Origin of the sequence: Stenotrophomonas sp. TWI1151, assembly GCF_039673135.1 — a bacterium.
Classification (GTDB): domain Bacteria; phylum Pseudomonadota; class Gammaproteobacteria; order Xanthomonadales; family Xanthomonadaceae; genus Stenotrophomonas.
Window position 1 is genome coordinate 76,653 of sequence record NZ_JBDJLA010000010.1, and the last position, 23,129, is coordinate 99,781.

24 protein-coding genes are annotated in these 23,129 nt (G+C 67.8%); 14 read left to right on the plus strand and 10 right to left on the minus strand.

From position 1 onward, the window contains the following. The first annotated feature begins 68 nt into the window (after window positions 1-68). The 3 genes from ABE422_RS12995 (at window position 69) to ABE422_RS13005 (ending at window position 1,907) form a co-directional block, all read left to right on the plus strand. Window positions 69-266 (plus strand): hemin uptake protein HemP, encoded by a 198-nt coding sequence (locus tag ABE422_RS12995; RefSeq protein ID WP_019182448.1) that lies wholly within the window; start codon window positions 69-71, stop codon window positions 264-266. 109 nt (window positions 267-375) lie between these two features. Beyond that, on the plus strand, window positions 376-966 hold the full coding sequence (locus ABE422_RS13000) for a Hemin transport protein (RefSeq protein WP_346483124.1): 591 nt from the start codon (window positions 376-378) through the stop codon (window positions 964-966). After that, on the plus strand, window positions 966-1,907 hold the full coding sequence (locus ABE422_RS13005; protein ID WP_346483125.1) for a DUF6607 family protein: 942 nt from the start codon (window positions 966-968) through the stop codon (window positions 1,905-1,907). Before ABE422_RS13000 ends, ABE422_RS13005 begins: the two co-directional genes overlap by 1 nt. A gap of 306 nt (window positions 1,908-2,213) precedes the next feature. Here ABE422_RS13005 and ABE422_RS13010 read toward each other — a convergent pair whose 3' ends face one another. Beyond that, window positions 2,214-4,700 carry an FtsX-like permease family protein gene (locus ABE422_RS13010; protein WP_346462831.1) on the minus strand — a complete coding sequence of 829 codons (2,487 nt, stop codon included), beginning with the start codon at window positions 4,698-4,700 and terminating at the stop codon, window positions 2,214-2,216. After that, window positions 4,697-5,299 carry an ATP-binding cassette domain-containing protein gene (locus tag ABE422_RS13015; protein ID WP_313210153.1) on the minus strand — a complete coding sequence of 201 codons (603 nt, stop codon included), beginning with the start codon at window positions 5,297-5,299 and terminating at the stop codon, window positions 4,697-4,699. Before ABE422_RS13015 ends, ABE422_RS13010 begins: the two co-directional genes overlap by 4 nt. Before the next feature lie 120 nt (window positions 5,300-5,419). On the opposite strand from ABE422_RS13015, the gene ABE422_RS13020 reads away from it, so the two are divergent. The 3 genes from ABE422_RS13020 (at window position 5,420) to ABE422_RS13030 (ending at window position 8,301) form a co-directional block, all read left to right on the plus strand. After that, a complete protein-coding gene (locus ABE422_RS13020; RefSeq protein WP_313210151.1) occupies window positions 5,420-6,070 on the plus strand; it encodes an arylesterase in 651 nt (216 codons plus the stop codon). Between the two features lie 77 nt (window positions 6,071-6,147). Beyond that, complete coding sequence (locus ABE422_RS13025) at window positions 6,148-6,861, plus strand: response regulator transcription factor (RefSeq protein WP_019182442.1); 714 nt, start codon at window positions 6,148-6,150, stop codon at window positions 6,859-6,861. Between the two features lie 168 nt (window positions 6,862-7,029). Next, entirely contained in the window at window positions 7,030-8,301 is a 1,272-nt protein-coding gene (locus ABE422_RS13030; RefSeq protein ID WP_346483126.1) for a HAMP domain-containing sensor histidine kinase, read from the plus strand. Window positions 8,302-8,332: 31 nt separating this feature from the next. On the opposite strand, the gene ABE422_RS13035 is transcribed toward ABE422_RS13030, so the two are convergent. Beyond that, complete coding sequence (locus ABE422_RS13035; RefSeq protein ID WP_313210146.1) at window positions 8,333-9,040, minus strand: SGNH/GDSL hydrolase family protein; 708 nt, start codon at window positions 9,038-9,040, stop codon at window positions 8,333-8,335. A gap of 234 nt (window positions 9,041-9,274) precedes the next feature. On the opposite strand from ABE422_RS13035, the gene ABE422_RS13040 reads away from it, so the two are divergent. From ABE422_RS13040 to ABE422_RS13075, 8 genes are all read left to right on the plus strand, one after another. Then, complete coding sequence (locus tag ABE422_RS13040) at window positions 9,275-9,655, plus strand: diacylglycerol kinase (RefSeq protein ID WP_346483127.1); 381 nt, start codon at window positions 9,275-9,277, stop codon at window positions 9,653-9,655. Between the two features lie 54 nt (window positions 9,656-9,709). Continuing rightward, window positions 9,710-10,459: a TerC family protein gene (locus ABE422_RS13045; RefSeq protein WP_088433998.1), complete on the plus strand. Its 750-nt coding sequence runs from the start codon at window positions 9,710-9,712 to the stop codon at window positions 10,457-10,459. An 86-nt stretch (window positions 10,460-10,545) separates the two neighbouring features. Continuing rightward, the gene (locus ABE422_RS13050) at window positions 10,546-11,196 is read left to right on the plus strand and encodes a LemA family protein (RefSeq protein WP_346481809.1); all 651 of its coding nucleotides are present in this window, start codon (window positions 10,546-10,548) and stop codon (window positions 11,194-11,196) included. Between the two features lie 4 nt (window positions 11,197-11,200). Next, window positions 11,201-12,097: a TPM domain-containing protein gene (locus ABE422_RS13055; RefSeq protein WP_346483128.1), complete on the plus strand. Its 897-nt coding sequence runs from the start codon at window positions 11,201-11,203 to the stop codon at window positions 12,095-12,097. Further along, entirely contained in the window at window positions 12,097-12,585 is a 489-nt protein-coding gene (locus ABE422_RS13060; protein WP_346462829.1) for a TPM domain-containing protein, read from the plus strand. The genes ABE422_RS13055 and ABE422_RS13060 overlap by 1 nt, the downstream gene beginning before the upstream one ends. Before the next feature lie 85 nt (window positions 12,586-12,670). After that, complete coding sequence (gene lgt, locus ABE422_RS13065; RefSeq protein WP_313210136.1) at window positions 12,671-13,561, plus strand: prolipoprotein diacylglyceryl transferase; 891 nt, start codon at window positions 12,671-12,673, stop codon at window positions 13,559-13,561. Next, complete coding sequence (locus ABE422_RS13070) at window positions 13,558-14,352, plus strand: thymidylate synthase (RefSeq protein WP_313219958.1); 795 nt, start codon at window positions 13,558-13,560, stop codon at window positions 14,350-14,352. The genes lgt and ABE422_RS13070 overlap by 4 nt, the downstream gene beginning before the upstream one ends. Before the next feature lie 11 nt (window positions 14,353-14,363). Further along, window positions 14,364-14,855 carry a dihydrofolate reductase gene (locus tag ABE422_RS13075; protein ID WP_313210132.1) on the plus strand — a complete coding sequence of 164 codons (492 nt, stop codon included), beginning with the start codon at window positions 14,364-14,366 and terminating at the stop codon, window positions 14,853-14,855. Between the two features lie 43 nt (window positions 14,856-14,898). Here the strand turns inward: ABE422_RS13075 and ABE422_RS13080 are convergent, their stop codons facing one another. From ABE422_RS13080 to ABE422_RS13110, 7 genes are all read right to left on the minus strand, one after another. Further along, entirely contained in the window at window positions 14,899-15,948 is a 1,050-nt protein-coding gene (locus tag ABE422_RS13080) for a symmetrical bis(5'-nucleosyl)-tetraphosphatase (RefSeq protein WP_346483129.1), read from the minus strand. Window positions 15,949-15,961: 13 nt separating this feature from the next. Next, window positions 15,962-16,345, minus strand: a complete 384-nt coding sequence (gene apaG / locus ABE422_RS13085) for a Co2+/Mg2+ efflux protein ApaG (RefSeq protein ID WP_121042792.1) — start codon at window positions 16,343-16,345, stop codon at window positions 15,962-15,964. A gap of 123 nt (window positions 16,346-16,468) precedes the next feature. Further along, window positions 16,469-17,299, minus strand: coding sequence for a 16S rRNA (adenine(1518)-N(6)/adenine(1519)-N(6))-dimethyltransferase RsmA (gene rsmA / locus ABE422_RS13090; protein ID WP_152154483.1), 831 nt, complete (start codon window positions 17,297-17,299; stop codon window positions 16,469-16,471). Next, window positions 17,296-18,276: a 4-hydroxythreonine-4-phosphate dehydrogenase PdxA gene (gene pdxA / locus ABE422_RS13095; RefSeq protein WP_313210122.1), complete on the minus strand. Its 981-nt coding sequence runs from the start codon at window positions 18,274-18,276 to the stop codon at window positions 17,296-17,298. The genes rsmA and pdxA overlap by 4 nt, the downstream gene beginning before the upstream one ends. Before the next feature lie 3 nt (window positions 18,277-18,279). Beyond that, entirely contained in the window at window positions 18,280-19,626 is a 1,347-nt protein-coding gene (locus tag ABE422_RS13100; RefSeq protein WP_313210120.1) for a peptidylprolyl isomerase, read from the minus strand. Next, window positions 19,623-22,076, minus strand: coding sequence for an LPS-assembly protein LptD (gene lptD, locus ABE422_RS13105; protein ID WP_313219955.1), 2,454 nt, complete (start codon window positions 22,074-22,076; stop codon window positions 19,623-19,625). The genes ABE422_RS13100 and lptD overlap by 4 nt, the downstream gene beginning before the upstream one ends. Window positions 22,077-22,192: 116 nt before the next feature. Further along, window positions 22,193-23,104: a histone deacetylase family protein gene (locus ABE422_RS13110; protein WP_313219954.1), complete on the minus strand. Its 912-nt coding sequence runs from the start codon at window positions 23,102-23,104 to the stop codon at window positions 22,193-22,195. Window positions 23,105-23,129: the final 25 nt, after the last annotated feature.

The following is a 23,129-nucleotide window of genomic DNA, read 5'->3' on the forward strand; positions in this document are numbered from 1 at the left end:
AGAATGGTTGTTGATTGTCAACTGAGAATCATTATCATTTGACTCGCCCCTCGCAACGAGTCCAGACGATGAACACTCAAGCTGCTGTACTGCTGCGCCCCGAAACGCTGACCCTCCGCGACCGTCCGGTCCGCGTGGTCCCGCCGGAAGAAGTGATCGACAGCGAAGCCCTGCTCAAGGGGCGCCGCGAAATCCTGATCCAGCACGGCGATCGTTTCTATCGCCTGCGTCATACCAGCAACGACAAGCTGATCCTGACCAAGTAACGGCCGTTCCTCCCCCAGCTCTCTCCCCCTCGACACTCCGCCGTCGACTCCGGTCCACGGCGTGGGTCGAGGGTCTCCCCTCGCAACCGTCGATTGCAGGTAGACCGCCATGAGCCGTGCCCTTTCCGTCGGCCGCCCACCGGGCCGCCATCCCATCGCTGGCCTGCCATCGGCCGCGCAACTGGCCTCGCTGGGTACCGTGCTGTGCCTGTACCGCCCGGACAGCAGTGAACTCGGTGGCTGGAAACACGCGGTCTCCGCGCATGCCTGCCAGGGCATGGACAGCGAAGGCATCCGCGAAAGCCTCTGCTTCGTCGACGCCCGCGGCCGCTGCTGCTGGCGCCTGTATCTGCTGCCCGACAGCGATTTCCTCGCGTGGGATCGCCTCGTGTCCGCGTTTCCCGCACGGCCCGAAACGGTCAACGACGCCGGTGTCGCCGAGCGCCTGTGGCGACGCCTCGCCGTGCGCCTGGGCAACGACGCGTGGCGCATGTGCGCGCTGCGCCTGCAGGTCGGCGAAGGCCGCGAACTCGCCGCCAGCCTGGCCTCCTTGTCCGCGCTGGGCGCCAGCACCGCGCGCCGGATCGGCACCGTGGAAGGCGCCGAAGGCGAGCTCTGGGTCGACGACGGCTGCTGCGCCAGCGCGGCCCGCCGCAGCGGACCATGGGCGGCCGGCGGCATGCCGGTGATCCAGCTGTAATGACGCCCGCGCTCGCCCTGGCAGGGCTGCTGCTCGCGCTCACCGCCAGCGCGCATGCCACACCGGCCGACCCCGCACGCGACCGCGCCAGCATCCTGGCGATGCAGGGCGAATACATCGTCGACTTCGCCTTCGACGAAACCGTGCTGCTCCAGCCCGGCTACGAACGCGCGCCGGCCGTGCGCACCGGCGGCAACGAAGTGGTGATCGTGGTCGAAGACACCCCAACGCGGGTGGTGCTGCAGCACCTGCTGGTCGACGCCAAGAGCGGCCACGTCACCAAGCACTGGCGCCAGGACTGGGTCTACCAGGCACCGACCCGGTTCGAGTTCACTGCCGACCAGACCTGGCAGGTGCGCCCCATTCCCACGGCGCTCACCACCGGTGCCTGGACCCAATGCGTCTACGAAGTCAGCGACGCACCGCGCTACTGCGGCACCGGCGCCTGGCGCTACGACAACGGTATCGCCGCGTGGACCAGCGACCTCAGCTGGCGCCCCCTGCCGCGCCGCGAATACACCCGCCGCAGCGACTACAACGCCCTGGCCGTGATCAACCGGCACACGCGCACGCCCAACGGGTGGACCCACGAGCAGTTCAACACCAAGATCCAGCGGCGCCCCGACGGCGCGCAGACACCGATCGCGCGCGAATTCGGCTTCAACGATTACAACAAAACCACCGAGGTGGACTTCACCCCCGCCTACGCCTACTGGACCGCCACCGCGGGCTACTGGGCGAAGGTGCGCCAGCGTTGGAACAGCTTCCTCGGCAACGCACCGGGCGTGCACCTGAAAACCAAACCCGACGGCATGGCCATGATCATCCCGCTGTTCACCCAGGCCCAGGACATCCAGGACGGCAAGACCGTGGCGGACACCGAGATCGATGCCGTCTTCCAGCAGTGGGTGGAAAAAGCACCGCCAGAACGCGCGCGCTGATACAGCCGCAACCGGCGGCGCTCGCGTCCATCGCCGAACGTCGAAGCAGCACTATGCCCCATCAATGGTGGTGGTAACTGCACGCCAACGGTAGACCCGCCGCTCGCCCATCCGCCCAAGGCCATCCATCGGGAAGGATGGCGGGTAGTCCTGCCCAGGACCGTCAGGGCGCCAAGGATGGCGCCCACGAGCCCCCAGGGACGGGTTTACGGCGCGTCCTGGGCAGGGCTGGCCGCCAGCCTTCAGGCCATGAACACCAAGACGCCGTCGCTTTTGCTTTCGCTTTCAATGCAACGGCGCCCCAACTCACGCCTCCCGAAGCGCCAACGCCGGCGGCGTATGCAGAATCCGCCGCGTGCCCCACCAGCCGGCCAGCATGCTCAACAGCACACCCAACCCACCGCCCACCAACAACGGTCCCCACGGCGGGCTCAGCGTCAACTCGAACACCTGCCGCGCCACCACCGTGCCCAGCAGCGCCGCCGCGCCCACCGCCAACAACGCCGACAACAGCCCCAGCGCACCAAACTCCACCAGCACCGCACCGCGCAGCTGACGGCGCGTTGCCCCCAGCGTACGCAGCACCGCACTGTCGTAGCGCCGCTCACCAGCCGTCGCCTGCAACGCCGCCAGCAACACCAGCAGCCCGGCCAGCAGACTGAAGCCCATCACCAGCTGCACCGCCTGGCTCACCCGATCCACCACCTCGCGCACCCGCTCCAGGATGCCGTCGATATCCAACAGTGAAATGTTCGGGTACGCCCGGGTCAGCCCGGCCAGCGCCGGTGCCTGCGCGCGTGGCAGATGGAAGGCGGTAATCAGGTTGTACGGCGCATCGGCAACCGCGCCTTCGTTGAGCAGCAGGAAGAAGTTGACCCGGAACGAATCCCAGTCCGCCTTGCGGATGCTGGTGATCGTGAAACTGCGCTCCTGATCGCCCATCTGCAGCGTCACCGTGTCGCCCAGCGTCATCCCGTAACGCTCGGCCCAGCCCTGCTCGATCGAGGCCTCGGCCGCGGTGCTGCCCGCCTTCCAGAACGTCCCGCTGAGCAGCGTATTGGCCGGCGGGAAATCATGCCGCCACGAAAAATTGACCGGCCGGTTGGCATCGTCTTCCTCGTTGCTGTTGTCCTCGCGCGCCTGCCGCTGCGGCGGCCGGTCGTTGACCGCGAGCAGGCGGCCGGTACTGAACGGCTCGATGCCCGGCGCGACCACCCCGAGCCCACCCAACGTGGCCAGCACCGCATCGCGCTGCTCGGGCTGGATGTTCATCAGGAAGTAGTTCGGTGTATCGGTCGGCAGGCGATCGCGCCACTGCGCCAACAGCCCCGGACCGATCACCGACAGCAGCAGCAGCGAACACAGCGACAGCGACAGGCCGACCAGCTGCATCACCGCCAGCCCGCGGCGTCGCGTCAACGAAGCCAGGCCCAGCTTCCAGCGCCCGCGCAGGCGCGGCTGCAGCCCACGCAGCAGCCACAGCAGCAGCGCGCCGAGCGCACCGGCCAGTGCCGCCAGCGCGGCCAGCCCGCCGAGCACCCACGTCGCCAGTTTCACATCGCCGGTGGCCTGCATGGTGAGCGCCACGGTGGCCGCCAATGCGGCGGCATAGACCAGCATCGAACTCGGCGGCAGCGCGGCGAAGCTGCGGTTGAGCACGCGCATCGGCGGCACGCTGCGCAGGCGCAGCAGCGGCGGCAGACCAAAGCCCAGCAGCAGCACCAGCCCGATGCCGGCTCCACTCAGTGCCGGCGTGGCCTGCGGCAGGGGCAGGCGGTTCGGAATCAACCCGCCCAGTGCCTGCACCAGCCCGGCCTGGGCAGCCATGCCCAGCCCGATACCGACCAGGCAGGCCGGTATCGCCAGCATCACCAGCTGCAGCGCCATCGCGGTGAGGATGTCGCGCTGGCGCGCCCCCAGGCAGCGCAGGATCGCGACCTGGTCGATGCGTCGCATCGCGAAGCGGTTGGCCGCCAGTGCGGTGGCGACACCGGCCAGCAACACCGCCAGCAACGCGGCCAGCGACAGGAAGCGCCCGGCCAGATCGAACGCGCCGCGTACACCGCGCTGGGCATCGGCGATGCCGACAATGCGGTAGCCCTTGGCCTGCGGCGTGAGCCATTCGCGGAAGGCCTCGATCTGCCCCGGCGCACCGGCGAACATCATCCGGTACGACGCGCGGCTGCCCGGCCCCAGCAGGCCGGCGCGATCCACATCGATGCGGTTCACCAGCAGCGGCGGCGACAGTTGCATCAGCTCACCGGAGGTATCCGGCTCGGCCTGCAGCACGCGGGTCACGGTCAACGTGCCCGCGCCGAATTCCAGTGCATCGCCCACCTGCAGGCCAAGCGCCTGCATCAGGCGGGGATCGGCATACGCTTGGCCCGGTGGCGGCGTTCCTGCCGTTTCGCTGGCGCTGTCATGCAGCGTGCGGCTGACCCGCAGTTCACCGCGCAGCGGGTAGCCATCGGCGACCGCCTTGATGTTGGCCATCTGGCTGTCATCGCCATGGAACAGCACGCTGGGGAAGCTGACCATGCGCGTGTTGGCCAAGCCGCGCTCGCGCGCCGCGTCGGCGAAGGTCTGCGGGATGTCCTCACGGCCGCTCAGGCCCAGATCACCGCCAAGCATCTCCGCCGCGCTGCCGGTCAGTGCCAGGGTCACGCGGTTGACCAATGTCCCGACGGCGGTCATCACCGCCACGCCCAACACCAGTGCGGCGAACACGGTCAGCAGATCGCCGGCCAGGAATTCGCGGCGCAGCGCACGCGCCGCATGGCGCACGACATTCATGCGCCTGCGCCGGCAACGGTGTCGGCCAGGCGGCCACCGTCGAGCTGGTAGATGCGCTCGCAGCGCTGCGCCAGGCGCAGGTCATGGGTGACCAGCACCAGGGTGGTATCGCTGGTGGCGTTGAGCGCGAACAGCAGGTCGCTGATCTGCTGCCCGGTGGCCTGGTCCAGGCTGCCGGTCGGCTCATCGGCGAACAGGATGCGCGGCCGCGCCACGAACGCACGGGCCAGCGCCACCCGCTGCTGTTCGCCACCGGAAAGCTGGCGCGGGTAGTGACGCGCACGATGGCCCAGGCCGACCTGTTCCAAGACCTCGCGCACCCGCGCGGGATCTTCGCGGCCGGCCAGTTCCAGCGGCAGCGCGATGTTCTCTTCGGCGGTCAGTGCCGGCAGCAGGTGGAAGCTCTGGAACACGAAGCCGACCTCGCGTGCGCGCAGCTGCGCGCGGGCTTCCTCATCGAGCGTGTTGAGCGCGGCGCCGGCCAGCGCGATGGTGCCGTGGCTGGGCAGGTCCAGGCCGGCGAGCAGGCCGAGCAGGGTGGTCTTGCCCGAACCTGAAGCGCCGACGATCGCCACGCTCTCGCCTTCATGGACGGTCATGTCAATGTTGTCCAGTATGTGGACTTCACCCTCCGGGCCACGTGCGGACTTGCCCACGTTGTGGGCGGCGATGGCGACGGGCGCGCTGCGGGGGGACAGGCTGTCGATGAGGATTCTCCAATGAACCAAGCAAGTGGAATGGGCCGCGTGGCCTCGATGGGCTGGCTGCTGGCAGGGTTGCTGCTGATGCCGATGCTGGCCTGTGCCAAAGCTCCGGACACCCGTGCGGCGGTGCTGGTGGTCGGCGACAGCCTCAGTGCCGCCCACAATATCCCGGCCGCGTCGGGCTGGGTAAACCTGCTTCAGCAGCGGGTCAAACAACAGATCAAGGCGCCGCCGGCGATCATCAACGCCAGCATCAGCGGCGAGACGACCGCCGGCGCGCTGACCCGCCTGCCAGGGCTGCTGGAGAAGCATCGGCCGTCCGTGGTGGTGATCGAACTGGGCGGCAACGATGCGCTGCGCGGACTGACCCCGGCGCAACTGCAGGGCAACCTGGAAAAGATGATCGTGGCCAGCCAGAAGGCGGGCGCCAAGGTGCTGCTGCTGGGTATCGATGTGCCGCCCAACTACGGCCCAGCCTACCGCCAGCGCCTGCGCCAGACCTACGCGGCGCTGGCCAAGCAGTACGACGTGCCGCTGCTGCCGTTCCTGCTCGAAGGGGTGGCCTTGAAGCCGAACCTGATGCAGGCCGACGGGCTGCACCCCACCGCAGCTGCGCAGCCGCAGGTGCTGGACAACGTCTGGCCGCTGCTCAAACCCCTGCTTTGATCGGTGTGTGAGGAACTTCACACCGCGTCCACTGGCGATGCGGCATGTTTCACAAAGCTGAAGAAAGAGGGAATCCCATGCGTCAGACAAAGGAGACCTCCGGCCTGGTGCTGGTGGTCGAAGACAACCGTAATATTTCCGAGATGATCGGCGAGTACCTGGAAGGGCGCGGCTTCGAAGTCGACTACGCCCAGGATGGGCTGGACGGTTATCGTCTGGCGGCCGAGAACAGCTACGACGTGGTCGTGCTGGACCTGATGCTGCCGCGTCTGGACGGCATCGAAGTCTGTCGCCGCCTGCGCAACGACGCGCGCAAGTCCACGCCGGTGCTGATGCTGACCGCGCGCGACACGCTGGACGACAAGCTCACCGGCCTGGGGTTCGGCGCCGATGACTACCTGACCAAGCCGTTCGCGATCCAGGAACTGGAAGCCCGTCTGCGCGCGCTGATCCGTCGCGAGCGTCGCCAGGTCGGCTCGGAAGTGCTCAAGGTCGCCGACCTCGTGCTCGATCCGGTCAGTATGCGCGCGACGCGTGCCGGCACCGAACTGCAGCTCTCGCCGATCGGCCTGCGCCTGCTGACGATCCTCATGCGCGAATCGCCGCGTGTGGTGACCCGCCAGGAAATCGAACGCGAGATCTGGGGCAATGGTCTGCCCGACTCGGACACCCTGCGCAGCCATCTGTACAACCTGCGCAAGATCATCGACAAGCCGTTCGACCGCCCGCTGCTGCACACCGTGCAGAGCGCCGGTTACCGTATTGCCGATATCGCCCAGCCGATGAGCTGATGGGCGGTCGATCGCCGCTCGGCCGCCTGCGGGCGGCATGAGCGATCCGATCCTCCGGTACCCTCTGGAGCATGACGGCCCGGCATCTGCCGGGCCGTTGTCATGGTTTGCACGATGGACTCACGGCAAGCTTTCCTATAATCGCCGCGAACCGCCCTGGACCCCGTAATGCCGCACGGTCTGCCGCGCAAGATCCGCATCGTCTTCATCCTCCAAGCCGTGCTCGCCAGCCTGGGCATCCTGCTGGGCGCCTGGCTGGTGTCGTTGGTGATCAAGCACAGCCTGGTCAGCAGCGCGCTGCAGGAAGAGGCCGGCTACTACTGGCAACTGCACGAGGCCTCGCCGGTGCAGCCGCCGCCCAATACCCAGAACATCCGCGGTTACCTGCTCGAGACCGGGCAGTCGCCGCTGAGCCTGCCGGCCAACCTGCGCACGCTCGCCCCCGGCTTCCATGAGCTCAAGGACGACGACCAGCTGGTGCTGGTCGATGCGCGTCCGGAAGGCCGCCTGTATCTGGTGTTCCTGCGTTCGCGCGCGGAGATGCTGGCGTTCTGGTTCGGCGTCGTGCCGGTGCTGCTGACCCTGCTGGCCGTCTACGGCGCCTCGTGGATCACCTATCGCGCCTCCAAACGCCTGGTATCCCCGGTGAACTGGCTGGCCCGGCGCGTCTCGCGATGGGACCCCGGGCATCCGGAAGCGGCCGATCTGGCCCCGGCCAAGCTGCCGGCCGACATGCAGGGCGAGACCCGCCAGCTGGCCGCGGCGCTGCACTCGCTGGCCACCAAGGTCACCGCGCACGTCGCGCGCGAGCGCAACTTCACCCGCGATGCCAGCCATGAGCTGCGCACCCCGCTGACCGTGATCCGGGTGGCCAGCGACATGGCGCTGGGCGACCAGGACATGACCCCGCGCCTGCGCCGCGGCCTGCAGCGCATCCAGCGCGCCGGGCGTGACATGGAAGCGGTGATCGATGCCTTCCTGATCCTCGCCCGCGAGGCCGATGTCGAGCCGCAGGTCGAGCTGTTCGACGTCAACGAGATCGTCCGCTACGAGGTCGACAACGCCCGCGAGCTGATTGCCGGGCGGCCCGTGGAGATCCACCTGCACAGCCATGGCCCGGTGATGCTGCACGCGCCGCCGCGGGTGCTGCAGGTGGTGGTCAGCAACCTGCTGCGCAATGCCTGCAGCTATACCGACGAAGGCCGGATCGACGTCGATGTCGAAGACGATCGCGTGGTCGTGCGCGATACCGGCATCGGGATGTCCGCCGAAGCACTCGGGCGTGCGTTCGAGCCGTTCTATCGTGCCGAGCCCAGCCGTCCACAGGGCACCGGGCTGGGGCTGTCGATCGTGCGCCGGCTGTGCGACCGCTTCGGCTGGAAGATCGCCCTGACCAGCGAGCCCGGGCAGGGTACCCAGGCCACGATCCACTACCGCTGAGTCGGGGAGGCGCTGCGCCTCCCCGCGTGGCTCAGTGGCACTGCACCTTGGGCGCCAGCGCCTTGCGCCAGATCGCATAGCCGTCCGGCGTCATGTGCAGCATGTCCTCGCGGAACAGCGCGGCGCGCGGCTGGCCGTCGGCACCGAGCATCGGCGTGTAGACATCGGTGTAGCCGGTGTTGGGCAGCGAGGCCAGCGCCGTCTGGATCAAGCCGTTGGCTTCCACCACCGCGGGCAGCAGGTTCGCGCGCGAGGGGCTGGGCTTGATCGAGATGATTTCCACCGTGGTCTTGGGCAGGTCGCGGTGCACGCGCTTGACGAAGGCCACCACGTCGTCGCGGACCTGGGCCGGGCTGCGGCCGCTGTTGAGGTCGTTGTCGCCAGCGTAGAAGAACACCTTGCACGGCGCATACGGGATCACGATGCGGTCGGCGTACCAGGTGCTGTCACGCACTTCCGAGCCGCCGAAGCCGCGGTTGAACACCGGCTGGCCCGGAAAATCGGTGGCCAGGCTCTCCCACATGCGGATCGAGGAGCTGCCGATGAACTCGATGCCCCCGCGCGGGGGCGGGTTGGTCGCGTCCTGGGCCGCGAACTGCGCCATGTCGCCGGCCCAGGCCACGTTGGAGACCTGGGTGGGCACCTGCGGCGCAGCGGGGGCCGGGGTACGGGCCAACGCGGGCAGGGCGGCGCCCAGGGCAAGGGCGAGCAGAAGGGGGCGGGCACGGCGATGCAGCATGGGCAACTCCTGGGGTGGGGCACCCGCTCGGGTGCCCGGACGGGCAGGCGTCCATCATAAAAGCTGCCGCCACGCCGCGCTTTACCACGGACGGGCGTTGGCCGCCTTCGACAATGGCTTGGCCGGCTTATGGCAAAATGAGGGATTGCCTGCCCCATTCAGCGATGCCCATGACTGTCTGCCGTGTGCTGTTCCTGCCGTTCCGGCCTGCGTTGCCGACCGGGGCACCTGCCCATGGCGGATGAAATCGGCCACCTGCCGCGCGGCCCCAAGCGCATCTTCAAGGCCGCGGTCTGGTCCTGGCAGGGGCTGCGTGCGGCCTGGCTGCACGAGTCCTCGTTCCGGCTGGAGGTCTACCTGCTGATCGTGCTCGCCCCGTCGGCGCTCTGGCTCGGCCAGACCCCGGTGGAGCGTGCGCTGATGATCGGCTCGGTGCTGCTGGTGCTGGCCATGGAACTGGCCAACTCGGCGATCGAGGCGGTGATCGAGCGCTACGGCGCGGAGTTCCACGAGCTCGCCGGACGTGCCAAGGACATGGGCTCGGCCGCGGTCTTCGTGCTGATGATGAACGTACTGGTGTGCTGGGTCCTGATCCTGCTGCCGCAGATCCTCTGACGTAACACTTCTGACGCGTTACGCGCGTCATCCCCCCTGTAAGGATGGAAGTCCATGTTCCTTGAGTTGTTGTCCGACCCCAATGTCTGGTTGACCCTGTTTACGCTGAGCGCGCTGGAAATCGTGCTGGGCATCGACAACCTGGTCTTCATCTCGATCGCGGTGAGCAAGCTGCCCGAGGCGCGCCGTCCGTTCGCGCGCAAGCTCGGCATCGCGGTGGCCTGCATCACCCGCATCCTGCTGCTGGTCTCGCTGGCCTATCTGGCCCACATGGAAGCCAACCTGTTCACCATCGCCGGCATGGGCATCTCCATCCGCGACCTGGTGCTGATCCTCGGTGGCCTGTTCCTGATCATCAAGGGCACCATGGAGATCCGCGAGCTGATCACCGGCGGCGAAGACGAAGACCCGACCACCACCAAGGCCTCGGCCGTGTTCGGCATGGTGATCGCGCAGATCGCCGTGATCGACATCGTGTTCTCGCTGGACTCGGTGATCACCGCCGTGGGCATCGCCGACCACATCCCGGTGATGGTCGCCGCGATCCTGCTGTCGGTCGCCGTGATGCTGCTGGCCGCCAACCCGCTGGGCCGCTTCATCGATGCCAACCCGACCGTGAAGATGCTGGCCCTGGCCTTCATCCTGCTGATCGGCGTGGTGCTCATCCTGGATGGCCTGAGCGTGCACGTGCCCAAGCCCTACATCTACGCCGCGATGGGCTTCTCGGTGCTGGTGGAATGGCTGAACCTGCTGATGCGCCGTCGCGCCGTGGCACACAACGTGCCGGGTGCCGGCAACTGGTAAATACCGACCGTTGGTCGGTACCCACATCCGCTTTACCCAAGACGTGGCATGCTCCGGATCCCGTTCATCGAGATCCGGAGCCGGCCATGCGATCGTTCTCCCGTTTGTTGTGCCTGGCCGTGCTGGCCTCCCTGTTGTCCGGCTGTGGCTACAACGCCATCCAGCAGAAGGATGAGCAGGTCAAGGCCGGTTGGGCCGAGGTGCTCAACCAGTACAAGCGCCGCGCCGATCTGATCCCCAACCTGGTGCAGACCGTGGAAGGCTATGCCAACCAGGAACGCCAGGTGCTGACCGATGTCACCAACGCCCGTGCGCGCGTGGGGCAGGTCAACGTCAATGCCGACGACGCCGACTCCCTGAAGCAGTTCCAGCAGGCCCAGGGCGAACTGAGCGGTGCGCTGTCACGCCTGCTGGTGGTCACCGAGAACTACCCGAACCTGAAATCCGACCAGGGTTTCCGCGATCTGCAGGCGCAGCTGGAAGGCACCGAGAACCGCATCACCGTGGCGCGCGGCCGCTATATCCAGATGGTGCAGGACTACAACACCTACATCCGCCAGTTCCCGCAGGTGATCACCGCCAAGCTGTTCGGCTATGCGACCAAGCCGAACTTCACGGTGGAGAACGAGGCGCAGATCTCGCAGCCGCCGGCGGTCAAGTTCGGTTCGCAGGAACCGGCGCCGGCGCCCGCGCCGCAGCCGCCCGCCCCGCAGCAGCAGCCACAGCCGGCGAACTGAGCCCGTGACCACGCGCCTGCTGCGTTGCCTGCTGCTGCTCTGCCTGGCGCTGGCGCTGCCGGCCTGGGCGCAGACCCAGGCGGCCATCCCGCCGATGTCCTCGCCGGTGGTGGACACCACCGGCACATTGGACGCAGCGCAGATCCAGGCCCTGCAAGCGCAGGCGTTGGCGTTGCAGCAGCGCAAGGGCAGCCAGCTGCAGATCCTGATGGTGCCGACCACCGCGCCGGAAACCATCGAGCAGTACACCCAGCGGGTGTTCGAGCAGTGGTCCATCGGCCGCAAGGGCGTGGATGACGGCGTGCTGCTGGTGGTGGCCAAGGACGATCGCCGGGTCCGCATCGAGCCGGGCTACGGCCTGGAAGGCGCGATCCCGGATGCGATCGCCAACCGGGTGATCCAGGAGTACCTGGCCCCGCGGTTCCGCAGCAACGACTACGCCGGTGGCCTCACCGACGCCAGCGCCGCGCTGGTCAAGCTGATCGACGGCGAGGCGCTGCCCGCGCCGGTCAGCACGCATCGCGCCCAGGACACCCCGGCGGGTGGTAACTGGACGATGGCGCTGGGCATCGGCCTGTTTGCCGGTCTGTTCCTGCGCGGGATGCTGGGCTGGCTGCCGCGACCGCTGCGCGCGCTGGCGAGCGGTGCCGGGGCCGGGGTGGCGGCGTTCCTGTTCACCTCGCTGGTGGTCGCCAGTGGCGCCGCCGCCGTGGTGGGCCTGCTGGTCGGCCTGACGTCGGCCGGCCGCGGCGGCGTGTTCGCGCGCAGTGGCGGCTGGGGTGGGGGTGGCTGGGGCGGTGGCGGGTTCGGTGGCGGCGGTGGTGGCTTCGGCGGCGGTGGAGGCGGCTGGGGCGGCGGGGGTGGACGTTCGGGAGGCGGTGGCGCCTCGGGAGGCTGGTGATGCGCTGGCTCCGGCATGTGTTCTCCCCGTCGGTGCGGCGCGCCTTCCCACCCGCACAGCTGCAGGCGATCACCGAGGCGATCACCGCCGGCGAGCGCCGCCACGGTGGCCAGGTCATGTTCGCGGTGGAAGCGGATCTGCCGCTGGCCGCGTTGTGGCAGGGCATCACCGCACAGCAACGCGCCGGGCAGGCCTTCGCCCAGCTGCGCACCTGGGATACCGAACACAACAATGGCGTGCTGATCTACCTGCTGCTGGCCGACCATGCGATCGAGCTGGTCGCCGATCGCGGCCTGCGCGGCCGGATCGGTGAGGCGCAGTGGCGGGCCATCTGCGCGCACATGCAGCAGCGGCTGCGCGAGGGTGCGCTGCAGGAGGCCGTGCTGCTGGCGATCGAAGAGGTTTCGGACCTGCTGGCCGGGCACTATCCGCCCGTTCCGGGGTCACAGGATGACGGCCTGCCGGACACGCCGCAGATCCTGGGCTGAAGCCCGGCAATCGCGCGGTCGGGGGCCGCCGCGAGGCCGCTCCCGGGCGGCGCTAGAATATCGGCATCCCTGCAAGGCGCCCTTCATGATCTATTTCCACGACATCGACCCCATCGCCATCTCGCTCGGGCCGATCAAGGTGCATTGGTACGGCATCATGTACCTGCTCGGCTTCACTGCGGCCTGGTGGCTGGGGCGCAAGCGGATCGCGGCCGGGCGCCTGCCCGGGGTCGATGCCAACGGCTTCTCCGACCTGCTGTTCTACGCGATGCTCGGCGTGGTCGTCGGTGGCCGCGTGGGCTACATGCTGTTCTACGCCACCTCCGAATTCCTGCACAACCCGCTGCTGCTGTTCAAGGTGTGGGACGGCGGCATGAGCTTCCACGGTGGCCTGCTCGGCGTGCTGTTCGCCGCGTGGTGGTGGTCGCGCAAGCATCGCCTGCACCTGTTCGACACGATCGATTTCATGGCACCGCTGGTCCCGTTGGGCCTGGGCTTCGGCCGCATCGGCAACTTCATCGGCGCCGAGCTGTGGGGCAAGTACACCGATGGCAGCTGGGGCGTCGTGTTCCCGAGCGGCCTGCCGGCACCGTTGAACGCGCTGGATCTGGCCACGCTGAAGGCCGAGTTCGCCACCGGCGCGCTCAACCCGTACGCCCGCCATCCCTCGCAGCTGTATGAAGCGCTGCTGGAAGGCCTGGTGATGTTCGTGGTGCTGTGGGCCGTGTCGGCCAAGCCGCGCCACCGCTACGTCATCGCCGGCCTGTTCGCGCTGATGTATGGCATCTTCCGCTTCGCGGTCGAGTTCGTGCGCATGCCCGACAACGGCGTCTACCTCGCCTTCGACTGGTTCACCCGGGGCCAGTTGCTGAGCTTGCCGCTGGTGGTGTTCGGCCTGGTGCTGCTGGTGCTGTCGCGCCGCGCGCCGGTGCTGCAGCCGGTGCTGCCGGTCGCCGCCCAAGGAGCCAAGGCATGAAGGCCTATCTGGAACTGCTTGAGCATGTACTGGAGCACGGCACGGAGAAATCCGACCGCACCGGTACCGGCACGCGCAGCGTGTTCGGCTGGCAGATGCGCTTCAACCTCAATGACGGCTTCCCGCTGGTCACCACCAAGAAGCTGCACCTGCGCTCGATCATCCACGAGCTGCTGTGGTTCCTGAAGGGCGATACCAACATCGGGTACCTCAAGGACAACCAGGTGCGGATCTGGGACGAGTGGGCCGATGCCAACGGCGACCTCGGCCCGATCTACGGCAAGCAATGGCGCAGCTGGGCCACTGCCGATGGCGGCGCGATCGACCAGATGCAGTGGCTGGTGGACGAGATCAAGCGCAACCCCGATTCGCGGCGGCTGGTGGTCAGCGCCTGGAACGTGGGCGAGCTGTCGCAGATGGCCTTGATGCCGTGCCACAACCTGTTCCAGTTCTACGTGGTGGACGGCAAACTCAGCTGCCAGCTCTACCAGCGCAGCGGCGACATCTTCCTCGGCGTGCCGTTCAACATCGCCAGCTATGCGCTGCTGACCCACATGGTGGCGCAGGCAACGGGGCTGGGTGTCGGCGATTTCGTGCACACCCTGGGTGATGCGCACCTGTACTCGAACCACTTCGAGCAGGCCCGGCAACAGCTCGCGCGTGAGCCGCGCGCGCTGCCGACACTGTGGTTGAACCCCGAGGTGACCGATCTGTTCGGTTTCCAGTTCGATGACATCCGCATCGATGGTTACGACCCGCATCCGGCGATCAAGGCCCCGGTGGCGGTGTGAGCGGCACGCGCATGAAGCTCTCGCTGATCGCCGCGCTTGACCGCGACCACGGCATCGGCCGTGACAACGACCTGCCGTGGAAGCTGCCCGATGATCTCAAGCGCTTCAAGGCGCTGACCGTCGGCAAGCCGATCCTGATGGGGCGCAGGACCGCGCAGTCGCTCGGCCGTGCCTTGCCGGGCCGGTTGAACCTGGTGCTGACCCGCAGCGGGCAGGTGCCGTTCGACGGCATGCAGGCGGTGGCCTCGATCGAGCAGGCGCTGCAGGCCGCGGCGGACACCGACGCGGAAGAACTGTGCGTGATCGGCGGCGGTGAGATCTATCGCCTGGCCATGGCCCAGGCCACCGATCTGCACCTGACCTGGGTACAGACAACGGTACCGGCCGATACCCACTTCCCGCCGGTCGATCCGGCGCTGTGGGTGGAAGTGGCGCGCGAACACCACGCGGCCGACGAGCGGCACGCGTACGCGTTCGATTTCGTGGATTACCGCCGGGCCTGAGCACGCGCTGCAGGCAGGCCGGTCGCACTGACCGGCCTGCGGCTCATTCGGCGTCGCTGGTGATGTCGTTGTTCTGCGGCTGCGGCTGCTGCTGTTGCCGCGGCTGCTGCTCGGCGTTCTGCGCGGGCTTCGCACCACCGCCCTGTCGGCCCTGGCCGCCCCGGCCACGGTCGCGCCCCTGGCCTTGACCCTGACGCGGTGGACGCCCGTTCGGCGGCGCCCCCTCGGCGGCCGGCCGGCGTGCCGGCGGACGCGGCGCGGAGACCGGCTTGGGCACATCGCGGCCCGGCACCTGCACCACGCGCAGTTCTTCAGTATCCAACTGCAGTGCGGTGAGCTTGCCTCCCCAGACCGCGCCGGTATCGATCGCGTGCACGCCCTGGGTGATGGTCAGGCCGAGGGCGGACCAGTGCCCGCAGACGATCTTCAGATCGCGCTCGGCGCGGCCCGGCACTTCGAACCAGGGATACAGCCCCTGTTCCTGGGTGCCCGGCGTGCCCTTGTCCTCGATCCCGATCCGACCCCGCGGCGTGCAGTAACGCATGCGCGTGAACAGGTTGATGATCGCGCGCGAGCGGTCGTAGCCGGCCAGGCCGGGTGACCAGCTCGGCTTGTCGCCGTACATGTTGCGGAACAGCTTGCGGTAGCCGCTGCCGTGCAGCTGCTGCTCGACCTCGCGGGCGTGTTTCTCGGCCAGCTGGGTGGTCCACTTCGGGGCCAGCCCGGCGTGGATCATCATCCAGCCCAGCTCACGGTCCACGTGGGCCAGCTTCTGCAGGCGCAGCCACTCCAGCAGTTCGTCGCGGTCCTCGGCCTGCACGATCCGCAGCAGGTCCGGGTTGACCTTGCGCTGCTCTTCCTCGGTGCGGGCACCGACGGCAAGCAGGGACAGGTCATGGTTGCCCAGCACGATCACGCTGCTCTCGCGCAGCGAATGGACCAGGCGCAGGGTTTCCAGCGATTGCCCGCCGCGGTTGACCAGGTCGCCGCAGAACCACAGTTTGTCGACCGCAGGGTCGAACTTGATTTTTTCCAGCAACCGCTGGGTGACGTCGTAGCAGCCCTGCAGGTCGCCGATGGCCCAGACACTCATGCGTGCGCCTCCATCAGTGCAGTGTGCGCGGAACGGTCAGGACGAACGGCGCGATGGGGGCGGCGAACTCGGTGCCGTCATCGGCCACCATGTCGTAGTGCCCCTGCATCGTGCCGTGCTCGGTCTCCAGCATGACACCGGAGGTGTAACGGAAGTCTTCACCGGGGCGCAGCCGTGGCTGCTCGCCGATCACCCCATCGCCGTCGACATGCTCGATGCGGCCATTGGCATCGGTGATCCGCCAGTGGCGGGCCACCAGCCGTGCCGCGACGCGGCCCCGGTTGAGGATGCGGATCGTATAGGCGAACGCGTAGCGGCCGTCCTCCGGGGTGGACTGGTCATCGAGGAAGCGGGGGGCGACCTCGACGGAGATCGCGTAGTTTGCAGCGTCGTTCATGCAGGCAGTTTAGTGAATGTTGTGCACGATGAGATGAGTGCTGCCCAAGCTGGCAGCGCCCCCGTCATGGATGTCAGGCGGTTCTACGTGCGCGCGGCCGGTGCTGGCCACGAGGTGGCGCGCTCAACCCTGCGGCGCGTCAGCCTCGTACGGGACGTTGGCCAGCGCGATGAACTGCGCCACGTCCAGCTGCTCGGCGCGGGCGTCGCTGCGCACGCCAGCCGCTTCGAACTGCTCGGGCGTGCACACGTTCTGCAGGGCATTGCGCAGGGTCTTGCGACGCTGCCCGAAGGCGGCCTTGACCACGTGGGCGAAGCGCTTGCGGTCCAGGATGCCGACCGTGGCCGGATCCCGCGGGACCAGCCGCACCACCGCCGAATCGACCTTCGGCGGCGGACGGAACGCACCCGGTGGCACCACGAACAGCGAGGTGACCTTGCAGAACGCCTGCAGCATCACGCTCAGCCGGCCATACACCTTGCTGCCCGGATCGGCGGCCATGCGGTCGACCACTTCCTTCTGCAGCATGAAGTGCATGTCGGTGATCACCGCCGCGTGGTCCAGCGCATGGAACAGGATCGGCGAGGAGATGTTGTAGGGGAGGTTGCCGACCAGGCGGATCGGGCTGCCTGCGGCCAGCTCGGTGAAGTCCACCTGCAGCACGTCGCGGTGGATGATGGTCATCTCGCCCAGCGGTTCGGCGGCGGCGGCCAGCGGGCCGACCAGATCCCGATCGAACTCGATCACGGTCAGCTTCGGGTGGCGACGCAGCAGCGGCAGGGTGATCGCGCCCTGGCCCGGGCCGATCTCGACCAGGCGGTCGCCGTCTTTCGGGCTGACCGCCAGCACGATCTTGTCGATGTAGCTGCGGTCGGCGAGGAAGTGCTGGCCGAGCTGCTTCTTGGCGGGGCCGGAGAAACCGGGCGCGCCGGAGGAGGAATACGAAGAAGTCATGACACCAGTGTACGTTGGCGCGCCAGCCGGGCACACAGCGCGGTGGCAGCGAGGAGGCTGGAAGGGTCGGCCACGCCGCGGCCGGCCAGATCCAGGGCGGTGCCATGGTCGACCGCGACGCGCGGGTAGGGCAGGCCCAGGGTGATGTTGACGGCCTGCTCGAAGCCGCTGTACTTGAGCACCGGCAGGCCCTGGTCGTGGTACATGGCCAGCACCGTGTCGAACCCGGCCAGCTTGGCCGGCAGGAAGGCGGTGTCGGCCGGCAGCGGGCCGACCAGGTCCATGCCCCGGGTGCGCAGGCGCTCCAGCAGGGGGATGATCAGGTCGAGCTCTTCGCGGCCCAGGTGGCCGTCTTCGCCAGCGTGCGGGTTCAGCCCGAGCACGGCGATGCGCGGCGAGGCCAGGCCGAAATCGCGCTGCAGGGCGTCGTGGACGATCTGCAGGGTCAGCGCCAGCCCGTCAGGGGTGATCGCATCGGCCACGGCGCGCAAGGGCAGGTGGGTGGTGGCCAGGGCGACCCGGACAATGTCATTGGCGAGCATCATCACCACCGGGGTGCGGGCCTGGTCGGCCAGCAGTTCGGTCGTGCCGCTGTAGGCGATGCCGCCCTCGTTGATGACCGCCTTGTGCACCGGGCCGGTGACCACGCCGGCCAGTTCACCGGTCAGGCAGGCCTGCCCGGCCTGTCGCAGCGCGCCGATCACCGCCCCGGCGTTGGCTGGATCCGGCGTGCCGAAACGGGAGGGCACCGCATTGGGCACCACGCGCAACGGCAGATCGCCCGGCTGGCGGGCGATGGTGTCTTCAGGCAGGAGCTGCAGCGGCAGCGACAGCGCAGCGGCGGCAGCCTGCAGCGTGTCCGGGTCGGCGAAGGCCAGCAGCCGGCAATCGGTGCGCGGCTGCTGGATCAGACGGAGGCAGAGCTCCGGGCCGATCCCCGCCGGCTCGCCCGGTACCAGCGCGAGCTGCGGGAGCATGGATCAGGACTGCGGCGGCGTGGTCGCCGCGGCACCCGGGGCATAACCGCGCATATCCACGTAGGCTTCGCCACGCAGTTCCTGCAGGAAGCGGTTGTACTCTTCCTCCAGCTTGCGGCGGCCGATCGTTTCACGGATCTGGGCGCGCTGGTTGTCGGTGGTGGCATCGGTCTGGCGCGTGGCGACGCGCTGGACGATGTGCCAGCCGGCATCGGTACGGAACGGCTGGCTCACGCCGCCGTCGGTGATGCCTTCAACCTGCTTGCCGAAGTCCGGGCCGAAGGCATCGGCCGGGAACCAGCCCAGATCGCCGCCCTGGCCCTTGCTGTTGTTGTCTTCCGAGGATTCCTTGGCCACTGCATCGAACTCGGCGCCGCCGGCGATGCGGGCGCGCAGGGTGTCGATCTTGGCCTTGGCCGCGGCATTGTCCTGCTGGTCGGTGATGCGGACCAGGATATGACGGGCGTGGTACTCGGTGATGGTGTGACCGCCGTCAGCGGCCGCGCTGGCATCACGCACCTCGACCAGCTTCAGCAGCTGGAAACCACTGGGGCCACGCAGCGGGCCGACCACGTCGCCGGACTTCATCTCTTTCATCATCTGCGCGAAGGCATTCGGGATTTCATCCAGCGAACGCCAGCCCAGGTCGCCGCCTTCCAGCGCGTTGGGACTGTCCGAATAACGGACGGCGGCCGCGTTGAAGTCGAGCTCGCCCTTGTCCAGCAGCGCCTTGACGCCATCGGCCTTCTTCTGGCCGGTGGTGATCTGCTCGGCGGTGGCGCCTTCCGGCAGGCCGATCAGGATGTGGGCCAGGTGGTACTGGGTGCCCACGGTGGCCTGCTGCTTGAGCGCGCCATCCACTTCGCCTTCGCTGACGGTGATGCGGCTCTGCGCGAAGCTCTGGCGCAGGCGCTGGACGGTGATCTCGTCACGCACCGAATTGCGGAAATCGTTGAAATCCAAGCCATCGCTGGCCAGACGCTGGCGCAGGGCATCCAGGGTGGAACCGTTCTGCTGGGCGATGGCGTTGATGGCCTGGTTCAGTTCCTGATCGCTGACCTTGATGCCGCTGCTCTCGGCACGCGCCACCTGCAGCTTCACCAGCACCAGACGCTCGAGCACCTGGCGGCTGAGCACGTCATCAGGCGGCAGCTGGTTTTCACGACCGGCGTACTGGGCCTTGATGTTCTGGACGGCGCGGTCCAGTTCGCTCTGCAGCACGACGTCCTCATCGACGATCGCCGCGATGCGGTCCAGCGGCTGACTCTGCTGGGCCAGCACCTGCAACGGGGCCGTCGCGGAGGAGACCGCCAGCAGGGAGGCGAGGAGTACGGGAAGGGTCTTGGTCATGGGATCTGATTCGGATCGTAGTCGTCGCGGGCTGCACCGGTGTTGCTGGGCGGCACCAGATAGAGGTCGTCTCGGTAGTACCCGAGAATAGCACGGCGCAAGGTGCGGTCCGTGTTCTGGCCGATGGAGCTCAGGCCCTTGAGCACGAACTCGATCTGGAAGGAGTTGTTCAGTTCACCCTCGCGATTGCGCACGTAGCGGCGGGCGATGGCGCGAACGGCCAGACAGCAGCTGTCCCACTGCACGCCACCGATGATTTCCAGCGGGGCGCGGTCCTGGATGGAGTAGTAATAGCGTCCGACCAGGCTCCAGCGCTCGTTCAGCGGGTAGAGGAAGGACAGGTCGGCCTGCTCCAGCAGCGTCCGGTCGCGGCGGGTCGCCGTGGTCGAGGCCTGTGGATTCAAGCGGCTGCGGTAGGTCAGGTTGACGATGCCGTCGTTGGACATGAGGTAGCGCGCGCGTACGCTGGCCAGATCCTCACGCTTGTACTTGGGATCCCACTGATAGGTGGCACCCAAGGTCCAGCGGTCGTTGATCATGTAGTTCGTATCGGCGATCCAGGCCGACTTGCCCTGCTCGACCGGCGTTTCACTGCTGTTGAGCGTGACCCGGGAATCATCGAAGTACAGGATCTGGCCGATGCTGCCCGAGAAGCGCTCCTTGCCGGTGTCCTGGTCGATGAAGCGGGTGCTCACCGCCATGGTCAGCTGGTTGGCGTCGTTCTGGCGATCGGCGCCGGAGTAGCGCGAGTCGCGGAACAGCTGGCCCCAGCTGAAGGTGAAGTCACGCGTATCGAACACCGGCAGGTCGCTCTGGTCGCGGTAGGGCGTACGCAGATAGAACAGGCGCGGTTCCAGCGTGTGCAGGAAGCGCGTGTCGCCGATGGTGGTTTCCCGATCGAAGAACAGGCCCGCGTCGATGGTGCCGATCGGCAGGCTGCGGCTCGGCGAGGTGTTGCCGCGCAATTGGTCGGGGGTCGCGGTAGCCGGGTCGATGCCGGCGGCGATCAGATTCTGCCGACGGATGTCATCGGCCAACCCGCGTTCCAAATCGTACCCGGTGTAGCGGTAGGCCAGGGTCGGGGTGACGTACCAGGCCGCGCCGCTGAACGGCATCGAGACATACGGTTTCACATCCAGTCGCGAGCCGCCGTCCATGCTGCGTGACACACCGGTGCGCTCGTATTCCTGGTCCGCGCCGAACTTCTCGTGCACGTCCAGGTGCGTGAAGTTCACCGCTTCGGCATACACGCCGGTTTCCAGCCACGGCAGCAGCGGCTTGTCCCAGTTGACGAACAGGCGCGGCTGGCGCGCGTACGGCAGGGACGCTTCGGTCAGGGTGTAATCGGTGAGCTGCCAATAGTCGGCCATCAGGCCGCCGGTCCAGTTCTCACCGGTGCCGTAGATGCCGATCTGGCTCTGCAGGTTGGAGGTGGTCACGCCGAGCAGCCGGTTGGAGAAATCCTCCAGATAGCGCTCGTCGCTGACCCAGGCCAGGCTCGCACGGGCCTGCCAGTTGGCGTTGATGTTGTGGTACCCGCTGAACTCCACGCGGCCGCGATCCTTGTCGCGCAGCTTGTCGTTGGGCAGGTAGGCGGTCAGCAGCTCGCCGCGGCCGCCGTCGTAGAGATAGCGGAATTCGTTGTCGAGCATGAAACCGCGCTTGCTCATGTAGCGCGGCATCAGGGTGTCGTCGAAGTTCGGCGCCAGGTTCAGATAGATCGGCTGGGTGTAGTCGAAGCCGTTGCGGCCGGACAGCCCCACCTGCGGGTAAAGCAGGCCGGTCTGGCGGCGGTCATCGATCGGGAACTTGAAGTACGGCGCCCACAGCACCGGAACCTTGCCGATGCGCAGCACGGCATTGCGCGCGGTACCGAAGCCGGCGTCGTTATCGACCTCGATCTGCGGTGCCGAGAGCTTCCACACCGGCTGCGAGGGATCGCAGGTGGTGTAGGTGGAGCGGTGCATCTGGCCCACCGCGCCCTGCAGATCGATCGACTCGGCGCCACCGTTGCCCCGGCGGGACACCAGTTGGTACTGGATGTCGGAGATTTTGTGGGTGTCGCTTTCCTGATTGCCTTCGGCGCGCTTGGCCTTCATCCGGATCGAGGAGTCCTGATAGCGGACGTTGCCCTCGGCGATGTAGTTGCCGCTTTCGGTGTCGAAGCTCAGGTTGTCGGTGCCCAGGAACTGGTCGCCGCGCTTGAGCGCGACATTGCCCTGGTAGTTGGGTACCACGGAGGTACCGGTCAGTTGGTCGCCTTCGATGTCCGTCGGCTGCTGGTCACGCGTCGCGGCCGCGGCTTTGTCAGCCTTGGGCGCATCGTCGAACACGGGCAGCACGTCGGTCACCGGGCACAGGCCCCAGTTCACCGGCTTGTCGTCGGCCAGGGCCGGCAGGCAGATGGCGATACTGAGGGGGAGGGGCAGCAGGCGGAGGGCTCGGCGCACGCGGTATCGGATTCGGGCGAAAACGGATCGTAGCTTGCCCCATCCCTTGCATAGGGGCAATGAAGGTCCCGCCCACGCAGGGGGCCGGGTTCATTCCAAGGCCCGGTCCGCGCGGTTCAGCGCAGCTGGCCGACGTGGGCCACGCTGCACTCGGCCAAGGCCTGCAGGTCGTATCCGCCCTCGAGCATCGACACGATCCGCCCGGCGCCGTGGCGGCGGGCGAGCCCGCGCAGCTCGGCGGTGATCCAGGCGAAATCCTCCGTTTCCAGCATCAGGTCGGCCTGCGGGTCGCGCATGTGCGCATCGAAGCCGGCCGAGATCAGCAGCAGCTGCGGGCGGAAATCATCAATGGCCGGCAGCATTTCGTCGGCCCAGGTGTTGCGGAAGCGGAAGCCGCCACTGCCCGGGGGCAGCAGGATGTTCATCAGATTGCCGGCCCCGCGGTCGCGGCGGAGGCCGGAATTGGGGAACAGACCGGCCTGGTGGGTGCTGTAGTAGGCCACCCCGGGATCGGCGATGAAGATGTCCTGGGTGCCGTTGCCGTGGTGCACGTCGAAATCGACGATGGCGATCCGCTCCAGTCCATAGCGGTCGCGGGCGTAGGCCGCGGCGATGGCGATGTTGTTGAACAGGCAGAAGCCCATCGCCGTGTTGGCGCTGGCATGGTGGCCCGGCGGGCGCACCGCGCAGAACGCGACCGGGTCCTGGCCGAGCATCACCGCATCGACCGCCGCCACGCCGGCACCGGCCGCATGCAGGGCCGCACTGGCCGAGCCGGGCGAGGTCATGGTGTCCATGTCGATCAGGCGCAGCGGCTCGGTCTGCGGCTTGAGGACCAGATCGATCAGTTCGCTGTCATGGACCCGGGCCAGCTCGCCGAGCTTGGCCGGCGGCGCCTCCCGCCAGTCCAGCTGGTCCGGATAGGCCGTCTTGAGCGCATCGAGCACTCCCTGCAGGCGCGCCGGGCATTCGGGGTGGCCGCGGCCGGGATCGTGTTGCAGACAGGCGGGGTGGGTGAAAACCAGCATGCGGGCAGGATATCCGGGTGGGGCG